This window comes from Streptomyces sp. NPDC051183, assembly GCF_040682455.1.
Classification (GTDB): Bacteria; Actinomycetota; Actinomycetes; order Streptomycetales; family Streptomycetaceae; genus Streptomyces.
In genome coordinates, this window is sequence record NZ_JBFBBA010000082.1 from 1 (window position 1) to 13,273 (window position 13,273).

The 13,273-nt window shown below is 69.4% G+C and carries 17 protein-coding genes; 12 read left to right on the forward strand and 5 right to left on the reverse strand.

The annotated features are described in order from the left end of the window. Window positions 1–229 precede the first annotated feature (229 nt). A complete protein-coding gene (locus AB0M99_RS36465) occupies window positions 230–1,033 on the forward strand; it encodes a hypothetical protein (RefSeq protein WP_365928354.1) in 804 nt (267 codons plus the stop codon). Between the two features lie 48 nt (window positions 1,034–1,081). Here the strand turns inward: AB0M99_RS36465 and AB0M99_RS36470 are convergent, their stop codons facing one another. After that, on the reverse strand, window positions 1,082–1,495 hold the full coding sequence (locus tag AB0M99_RS36470) for a PIN domain-containing protein (RefSeq protein WP_365928356.1): 414 nt from the start codon (window positions 1,493–1,495) through the stop codon (window positions 1,082–1,084). Then, entirely contained in the window at window positions 1,492–1,755 is a 264-nt protein-coding gene (locus AB0M99_RS36475; RefSeq protein WP_365928358.1) for a CopG family transcriptional regulator, read from the reverse strand. The genes AB0M99_RS36470 and AB0M99_RS36475 overlap by 4 nt, the downstream gene beginning before the upstream one ends. 153 nt (window positions 1,756–1,908) lie before the next feature. Between AB0M99_RS36475 and AB0M99_RS36480 the strand changes: the two genes are divergently transcribed. From AB0M99_RS36480 to AB0M99_RS36490, 3 genes are all read left to right on the forward strand, one after another. Then, window positions 1,909–3,201, forward strand: a complete 1,293-nt coding sequence (locus AB0M99_RS36480) for a tyrosine-type recombinase/integrase (RefSeq protein ID WP_365928360.1) — start codon at window positions 1,909–1,911, stop codon at window positions 3,199–3,201. 555 nt (window positions 3,202–3,756) lie between these two features. Beyond that, window positions 3,757–4,203, forward strand: coding sequence for a GntR family transcriptional regulator (locus tag AB0M99_RS36485; RefSeq protein ID WP_365928362.1), 447 nt, complete (start codon window positions 3,757–3,759; stop codon window positions 4,201–4,203). Window positions 4,204–4,205: 2 nt separating this feature from the next. Then, window positions 4,206–4,784, forward strand: coding sequence for an HD domain-containing protein (locus AB0M99_RS36490; RefSeq protein WP_365928364.1), 579 nt, complete (start codon window positions 4,206–4,208; stop codon window positions 4,782–4,784). Here the strand turns inward: AB0M99_RS36490 and AB0M99_RS36495 are convergent. Both AB0M99_RS36495 and AB0M99_RS36500 read right to left on the reverse strand, forming a co-directional pair. Next, window positions 4,772–5,245, reverse strand: a complete 474-nt coding sequence (locus AB0M99_RS36495; RefSeq protein ID WP_365928366.1) for an NUDIX domain-containing protein — start codon at window positions 5,243–5,245, stop codon at window positions 4,772–4,774. The two genes, AB0M99_RS36490 and AB0M99_RS36495, sit on opposite strands and share 13 nt — an antisense overlap. After that, window positions 5,242–6,012 (reverse strand): helix-turn-helix transcriptional regulator, encoded by a 771-nt coding sequence (locus AB0M99_RS36500; RefSeq protein WP_365928368.1) that lies wholly within the window; start codon window positions 6,010–6,012, stop codon window positions 5,242–5,244. The genes AB0M99_RS36495 and AB0M99_RS36500 overlap by 4 nt, the downstream gene beginning before the upstream one ends. 682 nt (window positions 6,013–6,694) lie before the next feature. On the opposite strand from AB0M99_RS36500, the gene AB0M99_RS36505 reads away from it, so the two are divergent. The 8 genes from AB0M99_RS36505 to AB0M99_RS36540 all read left to right on the forward strand — a co-directional run bounded on the left by AB0M99_RS36505 (window position 6,695) and on the right by AB0M99_RS36540 (window position 12,725). Continuing rightward, the gene (locus tag AB0M99_RS36505; protein WP_365928370.1) at window positions 6,695–6,964 is read left to right on the forward strand and encodes a DUF6284 family protein; all 270 of its coding nucleotides are present in this window, start codon (window positions 6,695–6,697) and stop codon (window positions 6,962–6,964) included. Continuing rightward, a complete protein-coding gene (locus tag AB0M99_RS36510) occupies window positions 6,961–7,326 on the forward strand; it encodes a DUF6303 family protein (protein ID WP_365928372.1) in 366 nt (121 codons plus the stop codon). Before AB0M99_RS36505 ends, AB0M99_RS36510 begins: the two co-directional genes overlap by 4 nt. Next, complete coding sequence (locus AB0M99_RS36515) at window positions 7,323–8,402, forward strand: hypothetical protein (protein ID WP_365928374.1); 1,080 nt, start codon at window positions 7,323–7,325, stop codon at window positions 8,400–8,402. The genes AB0M99_RS36510 and AB0M99_RS36515 overlap by 4 nt, the downstream gene beginning before the upstream one ends. Further along, complete coding sequence (locus AB0M99_RS36520) at window positions 8,399–8,737, forward strand: RRQRL motif-containing zinc-binding protein (protein ID WP_365928376.1); 339 nt, start codon at window positions 8,399–8,401, stop codon at window positions 8,735–8,737. Before AB0M99_RS36515 ends, AB0M99_RS36520 begins: the two co-directional genes overlap by 4 nt. Before the next feature lie 30 nt (window positions 8,738–8,767). Continuing rightward, entirely contained in the window at window positions 8,768–9,304 is a 537-nt protein-coding gene (locus AB0M99_RS36525) for a hypothetical protein (RefSeq protein ID WP_365928378.1), read from the forward strand. Then, window positions 9,304–9,930: a plasmid transfer protein TraA gene (gene traA, locus AB0M99_RS36530; RefSeq protein ID WP_365928380.1), complete on the forward strand. Its 627-nt coding sequence runs from the start codon at window positions 9,304–9,306 to the stop codon at window positions 9,928–9,930. The genes AB0M99_RS36525 and traA overlap by 1 nt, the downstream gene beginning before the upstream one ends. A gap of 32 nt (window positions 9,931–9,962) precedes the next feature. Continuing rightward, on the forward strand, window positions 9,963–12,059 hold the full coding sequence (traB, locus tag AB0M99_RS36535) for a plasmid transfer protein TraB (protein ID WP_365928382.1): 2,097 nt from the start codon (window positions 9,963–9,965) through the stop codon (window positions 12,057–12,059). 201 nt (window positions 12,060–12,260) lie between these two features. Continuing rightward, window positions 12,261–12,725 (forward strand): hypothetical protein, encoded by a 465-nt coding sequence (locus AB0M99_RS36540; RefSeq protein WP_365928384.1) that lies wholly within the window; start codon window positions 12,261–12,263, stop codon window positions 12,723–12,725. Window positions 12,726–12,735: 10 nt separating this feature from the next. Here AB0M99_RS36540 and AB0M99_RS36545 read toward each other — a convergent pair whose 3' ends face one another. Then, complete coding sequence (locus AB0M99_RS36545) at window positions 12,736–13,137, reverse strand: HNH endonuclease (protein WP_365928386.1); 402 nt, start codon at window positions 13,135–13,137, stop codon at window positions 12,736–12,738. Window positions 13,138–13,273 lie beyond the last annotated feature (136 nt).

The window sequence follows — 13,273 nt, forward strand, 5'->3', positions numbered from 1 at the left end:
CACCCCGACCGGAGCCGTGGAACCCGGCGCCCACCCGACGCGACAGCCGGGCCATCGGCCTGGCCGCCACCAGCCCGAACAACCGAAACGGCCCGCCGAAGAAACCGACGGACCGTCACGAAAGATCGAGGCTAGTCCCTTCCTGCTCTCGGCCGGGATTCGGGTAGCGACGGACTGACCCGGTCCAGTAATCGTCGCGCATGACGCCACGACAACAAGAGGAGACAAGATGGGTGAACTCGCGGATCACGTGGCCCGGTTGGAACGTGAGATCACGGAAGCGCAAGAGGCGTTGAGAGTCGTCGAGAAAATCGACGAGGAAATCGAAAACGCCATGGATGAGATTGAAAGCGTGTCCGAGGCGCTCCTCAATCTTTCAGGGGAGCTCGACGGAGAGATCGCTGATCACAACTATCCCGCCGTCGAACGATGCGCCGACGAACTGTGGGGTCTGGTCGACAGCGAACAGGCTCGGCGTGCTGTCGACACGGTCGCGCTGTTGACTGCAGTGCGAGATGGACTTGCCCTCCCTACGGCGTCCGTAGACGCGCTTATGAGCAGTCTGAAGGGCGTCGAGGCATCACATCCGACGCTCACGCAAGAAGAACTGGACCAAGAGTTCCAGGCGGCGATGGACCGGGCCGAGAATATCTGGAGGAAGATCTACGACGACGGCTCATGGGGGAGCGAAGACGAGCGCAAGAACCACCTTGCGGACCACATGGGTGAGGCGCAACAGGAAGCGATCTCCGACCGTGCGGAACGGGCGGGCCGCTTCTTGATGGAGCTGTGCGACCACCTCGCGGAGACCGTGTGGCCAGAGGTCACAGAAGGCCTTCGCGGGACGGACCTTCGAAGGGTGGCGCGGGCCCTGAAGGCGGCGTCCATGGCAGGGAAGACGGCCCCGGCGGTGTACAAGCTTTACGAGGTCAATCTGTCGGTGCAGTACGAGTCGTCGCCTTACTCGCTCGGTGCTATGGGCGAGCAGCTGATGGCCTTCGAGTCATGGCTAGGGGTGCAGGGTAAGGGCTGACCCTGTCTTCGGGAACTGGCGATCACCGTCCGCACGGCCAGCCGTTTGTCAGACCTTGATGACAGTGATGCGTCCGCCAGACAGTTTGGTGACGTCCTCCGGATCTGAGGTCAGGATGGTGACTGGCCCAGCCGCGGCCAGGGCTGTGGCGGTGAGCATGGCGTCGATGGCGTATTTGTGGCCGTGAAGGCCGGCGTCGGCGAGGAGTGCGGCGGCGTGGCGGGCGATCGGTTCCGTGATGGGCTCGATGACCAGGCGGGAGAGTGTCCACTCCAGGGCCGGGCGGTTGATGCGGGGATGGACCACTTCGACGAGGGTGGCCGCCGAAGTGATCACACGGAGGTCGTCGGCACGGGCCAGGGCGAGCCAGGTGGTGATCGTGCGGTCGCGCAGAACGGCCTTGGCCAGTCCTTCGCTGTCCAGGACGAGAGTGCCGCCGGGGGCCGCGGGGGAGCGGGTCACGCCGCGTCCGCTCCGTGCTCCGTCTGATTGCCTCGTGTCTGGGTGAGCTGGTCGCGCAGAGACTGGATCTCCTCATCCGTGACCGGGCCGTGCTCGGCTTCGGCAACGGTGATGAGTTCGTTGAGGTTGTCGCGTTCGATCTGACGGGCGACGGCCGCGGCCACGTAGGCGGACAAGCCAGAAGGGCCGCTGCGGGCCTTGGCGGCTTCTGCGATGTCGCGCGGCATGGTGATCGAGTACTTGCCGGTAGGCTCACTCATGCTACCTATCCTACTCACCATCCTCCCGGTGTGGGATCTTTCCGGTCGGCATGGCTGCCTCAGGCGGTGTTGTTGACCTGGAGAGAGGCGGTGGACACCATGCGGAGTCCAGGCCGGGTGCGAGGCATACCCAGGCGCTATGGGCCGAGAGCGGTGAAGCGCCGGGGGCCGACGGCTGGCGACGGAGCGGATGTCAGGGCTCTGGCCGACGAGCTCGGGGCCTCTTTGGTCCGGGCTGTCAGGGAAGCCGCCGCAGAGGACTTCGGTCGGGGTAGGAACGGGCGCGGCTCGGTCGGTGTCAGCTGGTACGCCTTCGCGCTCGAATATCTGGAGGCGCGCTGGGGCCAGGTCGCGGCGAAGACCCGGGCCGAGACCAACGACGCCCTTTGTTCGATCAGTGTGGCGATGCTCGGAAGGGCACGAGGGCGGCCGGACGACGAGCTGCTGCGGCGGGCACTGCGGAACTGGGCGTTCGTGATGCCCCGGCCCGATCCGCGCACTACGCCCACGGAGGTGCGCCTCGCCCTGGACTGGGTCGCCCGGGCTTCACGCCCGCTGGATGATCGGTTGGACCCGGTCGTCATGCGCGGCGTGCTGCAGGCTCTGCGTCTGAAGCGGGACGGCACGGTCGCGGCTGCCGAAACACAGCGGCGCAAGCGCATGACGCTCGTGAACTCGGTGCGGTACGCGATCGAGCTGGGCCGGCTCCGCGCCGATCCCCTGGCCGGCATCAGCTGGCGCATCACCGAGACCGTCCAGCAGGTCGACCCCCGCGTGGTCGTCAACCCTGTGCAGGCACGGAACCTGCTCCGTGCGGTCTCCTACATCGGCGGCTGGGAGCGGGCGCGGGGGCGGAGGCTGGTCGGTCTCTTCGCCGGGATGTACTACGCGGGGCTTCGGCCGGCCGAAGCCGTGGCCGTCACGCTCGCGGACTGCGCCCTGCCGACGGCAGGGTGGGGCAGCGTGGTCCTACACGCCACCCGTCCCTTGGTCGGCAGGAAGTGGACCGACAGTGGACGCAACCACGACCTGCGAGGCCTGAAGAACCGCCCGCCGCGTGACACGCGTACGGTGCCGATCCCGCCCGAGCTCGTCAGCCTGTGGAGGGAGAGCATCGACGCCTTCGGCACCGCGGACGACGGCCGGCTGTTCTTCAACGAGAAAGGCGGAATCGTGGGTTCCAGCACGTACGACCGCGCCTGGCGCGAGGCCCGCGAACTCGCCCTCCCGCCGGACCTGGTCGCGTCGCCCCTGGCTGTCCGTCCGTACGACCTGCGGCACTCGGCCCTGTCCACCTGGCTGAACGCCGGCGTCGATCCCACCGAGGTCGCCGAACGGGCGGGCAACAGCGTCGAAGTGCTCATGTCTCGGTACGCGAAGTGCCTTTACGGCCGCCAGGCCCTCGCCAACAGCCGCATCGACGTGCTTCTGGACGAATACAGCTGATGGGATGTGAAGTGCAACGGCCCTTCCGTCCGTATGTGTTTGCCCCGTGCTGGATGGAAAAGGTGCAGGTCAAGGTGGGTGGGAGAAGGCTGTCCGCCCCCTCTGAGTCTCTTTCGTCCCACGCATGTCCCGCGACGCAGATTCCGCGGGATCGCACATACAGGACACTGCGTGTCTGGCGCGATAAAGGCCCAGGTCAGAGCGATGTTCGCAGGAGACGCAACGGCAAGGAAGGCCGTTGCTGTTTCGACCCAAAAAGAAAAGGGCCCGACCAGCGTTTTCGCTGGTCAGACCCTCTTTCCGGAAGTGCCCCCGGCAGGATTCGAACCTGCGCACACGGCTCCGGAGGGCATGCCGGGGGCACCCTGAGAATGCCCCTTGACCTGCTGCTTCCCTGTCAGCCCTTCCCGTCCGGGCTGATCTCTATCGCATACCGTGCGTGGGCGCTCACAAACGGGCTCCGGAATGGATCCCGAAGCCCTCGGCGGGAGGCGCGCAGCATGCGAAGCTGGGGTGGTCAACCACTGCCGCCGAGGCCCAGGAGAGGGAGGCTGCGTGCCGCAGGCCAGTCCGCGAGGAACGTACTTGCAGATCTCGGAGTCTCTGCGACAGGAGATCGAGAACGGAGAGATCCGCGAAGCGCTGCCGTCCGAAGCGGAGCTGATGCGCACGTACGGCGTCGGCCGTACGACCATTGGGCGTGCCCTCAAAGCGCTCAAGGCGGACGGCGTGATCGAGTCCGTCCAAGGCTCCGGGTGGTATGTGGCCGGCACAGGCGACCGTCGGCCGCTGGTCGAGCGGGTAGTCGATCTCCTCCGCCGCGAGGGAACGGCGGTCGGCGACACCTTCCCGTCGGAGAGTGAGCTGTGCGAGACCTTCGGGGTCTCCCGGACGGCCGTCCGCACCGCGATTGCGCAGTTGGAAGGACGAGGGGTCATCGCGATGGCCCCCGGTCGCCGTAGGCAAGTCCGGGCCCTCCCGGGCGAGGACGGAGGGGCTTAACCGTGGGAACCCTTGATCTGACGCGCCGGGCCTACGGGCTTGCCGAGACCATGCTGGCCGAGCCGCTGCCGCGCCGCTGGTCGCACTCCTTGGGCGTCGCCGAGCGGGCCCGCTCCCTCGGCTCCATCCTCGGCGAGGACGCCGCGCTCATGGAGGCCGCCGCGGTTCTTCACGACGTGGGCTACTCGCCCAGCATCGCCTCCACCGGCTTTCACCCGCTGGACGGAGCGCGGTTCCTCCGGGACCAGGAGGGCTTGGAGGAGCGGGTCGTCCGCCTGGTGGCCCACCACTCCTGCGCGCTGCTGGAGGCGGAGGAGCGAGGACTCCGGCACGAGCTCTCCACCGAGTTCGAGCTGGAGCGGCCGGAGCTGGTGGACGCCCTGATCTTCTGCGACATGACGACCACCCCCGACGGCGGGCACACCAGCTCAGAAGCACGCGTTTCCGAGATCGTCGGCCGATATGGTCCCGACACGCTCGTGGGCCGCTTCATCCAGCGGGCCGCCCCCGAAATCCATGCGGCAGTACAGCGCGTGGAGGGACGGCTGGCGACGTCCGTGGATGCTGGTCAGCCGATGTAGGGCTCAGCGCGAGCGTCATCGAGACCGTGGGTGATGCGGAGCCGCATCGAAGGGTGAATGTCCAGGTCGTCCAGGTCCGCCGGCGGTACCCAGCGAACCTCCTTGGACTCCGAGCTGGTCCGCAGTGAACCGCCGACGGGACGGGCGCGGAAGCAGATGGAGAACTGCTGCCGCACTTCCCCGTCGTCGTAGGCGATGACGTGGCGTGGGTCGGTATAGAGACCCACGATGCCGTCCACGACGACCAGGATTCCGGTCTCCTCCTGCACCTCACGCGCGACCGTCTGAGCGATGCTCTCCCCCGCGTCGTGCCCTCCGCCTGGCAGAGCCCACAGGCCATTGTCGGTCCTGTGGATGAGAAGGACGTCCCCTTGGTCGTCCCGCACGACAGCAGTGACGGAGGGGACGACCGAATTGGCCCTTGGGGCATTCGGGTCGCAGAAATAGTCGATACGAGTCATGACTTGGCGTCCTCATAGTCGGTGGGGGACGAGATCTGGCGAGCAGCCTCCCAGACACGTTCAACGCTTTCGGCGTAGGTGTCGAACAGCTCGCCACCAGGAACACGCTGAAGATGGAGGACGGGCGCCAAGTAAGCGCCTACCCCGTAGACGTGGCCGTTGGCCAACAGCTCATTGTCGGAGCGGTAGATCGAGTTATAGAGCGTGCTGGAATGCAGCCGGAACTCGACACCTGGTAGGCGGAACAGCGGCGCATAGTTCACCAAGGCGTTGCGAATCTTCGAGGCCATAGCCCCTCCGATCCCCTCCTCCTCGCCCCGGACGGCCACGGCAGGGCTGCCCGGCTCGCCGAGCATGAAGCGAACGGGTACGCCGGCGGCCGACTTCTCCCGCACGAGACGATGGAACTGTGGATCCTCGGTTAGCCAGAACCCGGAGTAGGCCAGCACGTCGAAATGAGTTGTCGCGCTGGCGTAGAGCTTCCTCCAAGCATCCTGAGGAACGACGGACCGGTGCGGGTACAGCGTTAGGACTTCCGAACCGCTGGAGGTCGTCACCTCTTCCGCAGTCCGCTCATCCGGCCAGAAGTACGAAACTTCGTACTGGAGAATCGTTGCCAACGCGTACTGGAATCGCCGGTACGGCTTTCGCTTTGGATCACTGATCCAGCGCTCGACCGTCTTGGGAGACACCCCGAGACGCTCCGCAACCTCTTCCAGCTTGAGGTTGCGCTCAACGATGGCCCCGCGAAGCCTCTCGTTGGCCATACGGCCTCCCCCACCTAGGACGTCCTGGGACGACTTGGACTGTAGCGAGTAGGGCACAGGTCGTACACGTGCGGAGTCCAACGTCCCGCGCTTCCAGGCCAAGCTGGTCACGTCGCCGCTCAGGGCGGCAGATCCAACACCGAGAACCTGCCGCTTGACGGTGCGGATCCGATCTGCCACCTTGAGGGACATGTACTACATGCATCGCATCGGCGCTGCGTGAAGCGCATCGGCACGTCATGGGCCCGCCCTGGTGGGGGCTCATAGCTGAGGGCGGGGACGCTGCAATCCCGCTAAAGGCCAGGTAGGACGCAATGGGCTTCGGCCCGACTGGCGAGGTGGCCCGGCGACCGCGAGCAACGGCCGGCGTGTGGGGACGTGGTCCCCCTTGCAGTGAAAGCCCTGTGCTCATCCGAGCTGGAGGTTCGAAGTGATCCGTACAAGACCCTTGGCCGCCGCCGTGCTGGACCGGCGTGGTGGCGCTGCCCTTCGAGTCGTCTGAACCGCTGCGCATCTGCGGCCGGTTGCCTCCTCCGCCCGTCCGGCGCTTCGGCGTCGTACGGGCGGAGCTGAGGGGAGCCGGAGTCCTTCCTGCTTCACCCCCAACGCAGTGCAGCCCCCGGCGCTCGAACGCCGGGGGCTGCTGTTCGGGCCCGTTCCTGTGTGAGAGGAGCAAGACCCAATGCTGTTCATCGTTGCACGTCAGAAGCCCGTTACCGTCCTGCCGCCGGACCTGGAGCCGACGGAGGCCGAGCTGGCCGCGATCGAGACCGAGATGCCGGTGATCCACGCCGAGGTCGAGCTGCTGGACGCGCTGATCGCCCAGCTCGACCGGGCGCCGTCCGAGTTCGACGCCCGTCGGATCCGGCGGGCGCGCAACCGGGTCCTGGCGGCCCGCCGGGACCTGGCCAACCGCACGGCCGACGCGATGGTGTCGGGGGACGCGGCATGAGCAACCAGACCTTCAAGGCGCAGTTGTCGCTGCGCTGCTGCGGCACCACCGCCCCGGAGCGAACCGAGGGCCCGTGCTGGCAGTTGTACGTGGCCATGACGGGGCTGGTCAGTGAGTGGCCCACCTTCACCTGGCCGACGTCCGCCGAGGTACCGAGCATCTCGGCTCGTGAGGCAGCGCTGGCCTACCTCGGGTTCCTGCTCGCCGAGGACGCCGAGTGGGAGTGGATGGAGAGCACCGGCCCGGAGTGCCACCCGCACCCGGTGCGGGTCCTCCTCCTGGGCGCGGTCAGGGTTTCTCCGCACCCGATGCGGGTCTTCCTGCTGGGCGCGGACGAGGTTGCTCCGTTGGAGGCGCTGTGAACACCGTCCGCACTCTGACCCGTCCCCAGAAGTGGGTTCTGGGAGCCGCGTTCGTGCCGATGCTCGCCACCGGCGTGGCCGGCGGCGCCGGAACCTTCTCCAACATCAAGGGCGCCTATGGCTCCGGCACCGCCCTTGGCGCGGTCGCCGCGGGCGAGGGCGCCACCGCCGTCCTGGCGCTGGTGCTGCTGGGGCTGACCATGCTGGGGCAGGCCTCCCCGGCTGTGGTCCGCGCGGGTCTGTGGGCGCTGCCAGCCGCCGCGTCGTTCATGTCCGCCGTCGCTGCACCGGACGGACCGCGCACGGTCATCTACGCGATCACCCCGCTGGGCATGTCCGTCTCGGCTGAGGGCATGGCCTTCCTGGCTCGCCGGATCGTCGTCCACATCGACGGCCGCGACGCCGAAGCCGAAGCCAAAGCCGCTGCCGTGGTGCAGGCACTCGCCTACCACCGAGCCCGTGCCGCGAACCACCCCGACGAGAGGGTCCGGGAGCGTTCCGACCGGGCGTCGTGGCGCCTGGCCCGGAAGATCGGAACGACGGACACGTCGCTCGGGGAGCGGCTGCTGGAGGTCCAGCGGGAGCGGATCACCACCGGCGCGGACGTCGCCCTGGGCGACATGTTCGCGATCACCGTCACACCCCCCGGCCAGGCCGTCACGGCAGGGCATGACGCCGTCACGGCACCCGTGACCCCCGCCCTCCCGCCGCCCCCCACTCCGGCGCCCGGCCAGGGGCCCGTCACGGACGGCCGTGACCGGGAAGACACGCAGGTCAGCGACCTGCCACCCGCAGTCCCGGGTGGGGGCGTCACGCCCGCCGTCACACCGGCTGTCGCGCCCGTGACGCTCGACCAGCTCGCCGCCATCGCCGGTGTCCCCACCCCCGTGGTGGAAGAGCCGCTCACGGACGAACAGATCGTGGTGGTTCTGCGCTACCTGCGCTACTCCGCCGACCCGCCCCTGTCCTACCGGCAGACAGCCGCCGCGTTCCGCGAGGCCAAGTTCACCGGCGGTGAATCCCGTATCCGCGGCGCCTGGGCCACCCTCATGGCCCAGGAAGAGTCACCCCGGTGACCAGCCTGCCCGTCTACCGCTGCCACCTCGCCCCCGACGGACTGGCCACCCGCCGACAGCTCCGCGCCGCCGGGCTCCGGCCCGGCGGTCAGGACGTGGTCGCCCAGCTGGAGCGGCCCCGCCGCCGGCGCGGCCCGCTGGTCGCCTTCCTGTACCGGCTCGACCTGGCGAAACCGGTCCGGCCGATGACCCCCGCCCGGCGGGCGGCCCTCGCCAAGGCGAACGCCGCCCGCCGCCGCTGCCCCGCCTGCCGCCGCGACGCCGGGTACGTGATCCCGGCCTCGCTCGGCATGTGCGTGCCCTGCCACGGCCTCACCGAACAGCGCGCCGCCTGAACCTCCCCGCCTCGCCCGAAGGAGTTCACCGTGTCCCGCCGCATACGCACGACGGCCGCGCAGTCGGCCGCAGCCCGCACCGTCCGTATCCCGCGCCAGCGCGGCAAGCAGGCTCCGCAGGTGATCGTGGTCGTCTCCGAGGAGCCGACCCTGACCGCCCGCGCGACTGCGGCAACCGGCCGTTGGCTGTGGCGCCACCGCCGGGCCTGGGCCCCCACCGGTCTCGCCGTCCTCCTGCTGGCCGTGACCGGCATCGTCCACCTGGTCGCCCCGTGGGCCGCGTTCATCGCGGCCCCGGCCGGCCTGGCCCCGCTCGCGTTCTGGGGGTGGAAGGCCAAGACCGGCCCCGCCCGCTCCCGTACCGGCTCCGCCTGGAGGACCGCCCTGGGCGTCCTCGCCCTGGCCGCAATCGCCTGGTTCTGCCTGGCCCTGTGGTTCGGCCCCGCCAGCCCCGCCCTGATGGGCCTGTGGACGCTTACCGCGCTCGCCACGCAGGTCATGTGGCTGATCGTCCACCGCCCCGCCCCCGCCAAGCCCACCATCACCGCTCCTGAGGGGACCCTCTGATGTCCGACTGGATGCCCAACAACGGCCAGACCCCCCGCCCCCGCCGCGCCCCGGGCGGCACCGGCCAGCAGAACGGAACCCAGCCGGGCGGCTGGCAGCAGCCGGGCCAGCCCGGCCCCGGTGCCGCTCCCGGCGGCAACAGCCGCTCGCGGACCTCGAACCGCACCCGGGAGTACCACTTCCACATCAACGACTCCGGCCCCCGCGGAGGCCAGCAGCAGGGCGGGTTCAACCAGCAGGCCGGCGGCGGCCGAGGAGCGGGCGGTGGCGGGGGCGGGCGGATGTACTCCCCGCTCGGTGACCCGGAGTTCTTCAACAACGTGGACATCCGCAACTACTGCGAGGGCGGCCGTGGGCTGTTCCTGCAGATGTCGTTCGAGCTGGCCAACGCCGCCGAGGTGCTCAACGCGGTCCTGAAGGAGATCCCCGACCCCGAGGGGCACCCCTTCGGATCGAGGATGCGGGCCCGGCGGGTGTCGCGGCGGATGAAGAAGGCCGCCGAGGACGCCCTCGGGACGGCGAAGAACCTCGCCGCGACCTACGCGGCGTTCCAGCGGGAGTTCGACCCCCAGCTCGCCCCGAACCGCCGCCCGCAGCCCGGCCGCCGCTTCGACTTCAACGCCTAACCGCCCCAACCACTCCGTAGGGAGGTCAGAGCATGCCCAGAAGCACACCGACCGACGAACAGCACCAGCAGCAGTACGACGCCCACGGGGAGGGCGGCGGGATCGGCGAGTACCTGCTGCACCGTGCGAAGCCGCACCTGCCGCCGTGGCTGGCCGGCGCCGGAACGGGTCTGGCCTCCCTGCCCGCCCACTACTTCTGGTCCGGGCAGCCCGGCGTCACCGCCGGACTCACCCTCGCCTCCGTCGCCCTCACCGGCCTGACCTGGTGGGCGGGCAAGTCCACCACCCAGCAGCGCCGCCTGCACTCCGCCGTCACGGTCGCCGCGGCCTCGACCTGGTTCATGGCCGCCGCCATCGCCGGACCGGCCGCCGGGCCTTTGGGGGAGCTGTACTTCATCGGCGCCCCCGCGCTCGCACTGTCGTGGAACATCCGCCAGATCCTCCGCAAGAACGTCGACGGCCCCACCGCCAACGCGGATGGCGGGTTCCTGGAAAAGGTCGGCCTCGCCAAGACCCAGGTCATCCGCTCCGAAGTCGGCCCGAACAAGGCCTCCTTCGACCTCCAGCTCCCGCGCGGTGAGCTGACCCCGGACGACGTCTCCAAGAACATCACCCGCATCGCCGGTGCCCTGGACGTCCCCAAGACCGCGATCCGAATCCAGGAGAACCCGGACTCGGCCTCGCGGGTCATGCTCACCGTGGTCCCGCTCGACCTGCTCAAGAACACCGTGCCCTGCCCCGGGCCCAGTGCCCCCGGCGAGTCCATCAGCTACCCAGTCGTGGTCGGGATCTACGAGGACGGCAACCCGGTGACCATGTGGTTCCCCGGAGACCCGGACGCGGCCCGCAACGCCATGATGCTCCTGCTCATGGGCATGACCGGCTCCGGCAAGTCCGAGGGCGGCCTCACCGCCCTCTCCGAGATCCTCACCCGCAAGGACGTCATCGTCTGGGCCTCCGACCCGGCCAAGAAGGAGCAGACCCTCGGCCCGCTCCTCCCCGCGATCGACTGGGCCGCCCTCGACATGCCCTCCACCAAAGCCATGATCGAAGCCCTCAAGGCGGTGATCCCGGCCCGGACGGCGTGGATGGCGAAGTACGGCTACAAGCAGTGGGTTCCGGCCTGCGCCGAGACCCAGGCGGATGGGTCCCCGGGGATGCCGTACCTGGTGGCCTGGTTCGAGGAGGCCGCCAAGACGATCCGCGAGACCGACGACGACGTGTTCACCGGCATCGCCCAGGAGGCCCGCTCCGCCGGCGTCTCCCTGGTCATCTCCATGCAGCGCGCTTCCGGGAACCAGGTCTCCACCGACACCCGCGCCTCTTTCGGCTCCTCCTGGGTCCACGGTGTCCGCAGCGAGGGCGACGCCCGCTTCGCCCTGGACGACGAGGTCCTCGACGCCGGGGCGGCCCCGCACGTGTGGAAGGACAAGAAGCCCGGCTACTCCTACCTCGTCGCCAACGGCGTCCCCGACGACCGGTGGGCCGCCCCGACGCGCGACTACCTGTGCAGCGTTGACTACCTGAACTGGGTCGTCGTCACCTTCGCCGACACCCGCGCCGCCATCGACCCCGTCACCGCCGGCGCCGCGGCCCGCGCCGCCGACCGGGCGTTCACCGCCCGCACCCGCTACCCGATGCCCGGCACCACCAGCCAGCCGGAGACCACCATGCCCGCCGCCCACCACCCCGACGAGGACTACGCGGACTACAAGGACGGCGACGACTACTACGACGAGGAGAGGGACGGCTACGACCCCCATACCCTCCCCGCCGCCCGCGCCTACGGGCGGGACGACGAGGAGGACGAGGGCGAGTATGTCGACCCGCAGGCCGAACTCCCCGAAGTCGAGGAGATCGTCCAGTTCGCCCCCCGCCCGCACAAGGAGCCCCAGCAGGACATCAGCACCGCCGAGGCTCGCGCGGCGATGGAGGAGGTCCTCGACGCGTTCGAGGAGGAGGGCCGCGAGACGGTCGGCACCCGGGACTTCATGGAGTACTGCGACCGCTACGGACGGGGCCGCTCCTGGGTCTCCGGACAGGTCACCCAGTTCCTCCTCGCCGGGCGTCTCGCCGAGACGAACGAGGCCGGCCGGTACCGCATCGTCCCCTACGACGTGGCCGCCTGACACCGCCAGACAGTGTCAGACACCCCTGACAGGAGAAGCCCCGAAACCCGGGTCATACGTGCGCGCGAGGGGTGTCAGACAGGTGTCTGACATGTCTGACACCCCCACCAGACACCTGGCCTGACACCCCTGACACCCAGCCCTGACGGGGCCCCGGCCGTACGTGCCGGGGCCCTGCCGGTCTTCCCCGAGGAGCCCGCCATGCCCGACTACCTCACCCGCCCGCCCGCCCCCGTGCCGCTCCGCTACGGGGACGCGGTCCTCTACCCGCCGGCCGCCGTCCCCGAACCCCGGATGCTGCCCGCCGAGATACCGCCCGGCATCCAGTACGTCACCCTCCCCGACGGGACCCGCACCCTCGCCTACACGCCCGTCCCCGAGACCTCCCCCGCCCGGCCGATTCCGGCGTGGGCGAAGACGACCGCGCTCCTCGCCCCGACCGTCGGCGGAGGGATCGCCGCGGCCGGGTTCGGGATCGCCTACGCCGCCCCGGGACTGATCGCCCTGACCGAAGCCCTCTGGGCCACCGTCGCCCTCATCGCCGCCGGAGCCATCGCCCTCATCGCCCGCCCCCGCCGGAGCCGTCGCGCCCCAACGCACATCACGCAGCACATCACCGCCACCGGCTGGTTCGGCAAGGCCACCGGCACCATCAACCACGGCTGACTGCGCGTTCCTACGGCTTCGTCCTGTGGTTGCGCCAGTGGGCGGCAAGCCAGACCTCGTGCTCAGGCCGCAGACTTACCAGCGGCAGGCTGCCGTGCAGTCCGGCGTAGGTGGGGTAGCCGAGGAGCTCGTCATCAACCTCGATGAGGCCGGTGTCGGGGTTGACGGCGATCTGGCCGCGGTCGAAGAGGCTGTGGACGTCGTTGCGCAGGAGCAGACCGCCCCAGTCGTGGTGCTCGCTCTCCTCGGCATAGCTGTAGAGGTGAGCGGCCTGGAGGGCGGCCGCGGGGGCCGGGCCGGTGAAGGCGCAGACCTGGCCGTGGTCCTTGAGCAGCTGCATGCGGAACGCGGGCTGGCCCTGCCGGGTCTTCACGTTCGCCATCCGGTGACCGCCCGGGATCGGCTTGCGCACCGTCTCTCCGCCGGACGGCTCCTTACCCGGGTCGAGGACATTGAACCGCCCCGTGTCGAATGGAGACTCGATTTCATGAAAGGATCGAGTCATGGCACGACCTTCCCGTTACCCGCTTGAGCTCCGCCGTCGTGCG

Excerpts from the sequence above, each read along its gene's own strand:
- traA (WP_365928380.1), top strand. The coding sequence starts at position 9,304 with ATGTCCGACTGGATGCCCAACAACGGCCAGACCCCCCGCCCCCGCCGC.
- AB0M99_RS36500 (WP_365928368.1), bottom strand. The coding sequence starts at position 6,012 with ATGGCCAACGAGAGGCTTCGCGGGGCCATCGTTGAGCGCAACCTCAAG.
- traB (WP_365928382.1), top strand. The coding sequence starts at position 9,963 with ATGCCCAGAAGCACACCGACCGACGAACAGCACCAGCAGCAGTACGAC.
- AB0M99_RS36475 (WP_365928358.1), bottom strand. The coding sequence starts at position 1,755 with ATGAGTGAGCCTACCGGCAAGTACTCGATCACCATGCCGCGCGACATC.
- AB0M99_RS36495 (WP_365928366.1), bottom strand. The coding sequence starts at position 5,245 with ATGACTCGTATCGACTATTTCTGCGACCCGAATGCCCCAAGGGCCAAT.
- AB0M99_RS36505 (WP_365928370.1), top strand. The coding sequence starts at position 6,695 with ATGCTGTTCATCGTTGCACGTCAGAAGCCCGTTACCGTCCTGCCGCCG.
- AB0M99_RS36540 (WP_365928384.1), top strand. The coding sequence starts at position 12,261 with ATGCCCGACTACCTCACCCGCCCGCCCGCCCCCGTGCCGCTCCGCTAC.
- AB0M99_RS36510 (WP_365928372.1), top strand. The coding sequence starts at position 6,961 with ATGAGCAACCAGACCTTCAAGGCGCAGTTGTCGCTGCGCTGCTGCGGC.
- AB0M99_RS36465 (WP_365928354.1), top strand. The coding sequence starts at position 230 with ATGGGTGAACTCGCGGATCACGTGGCCCGGTTGGAACGTGAGATCACG.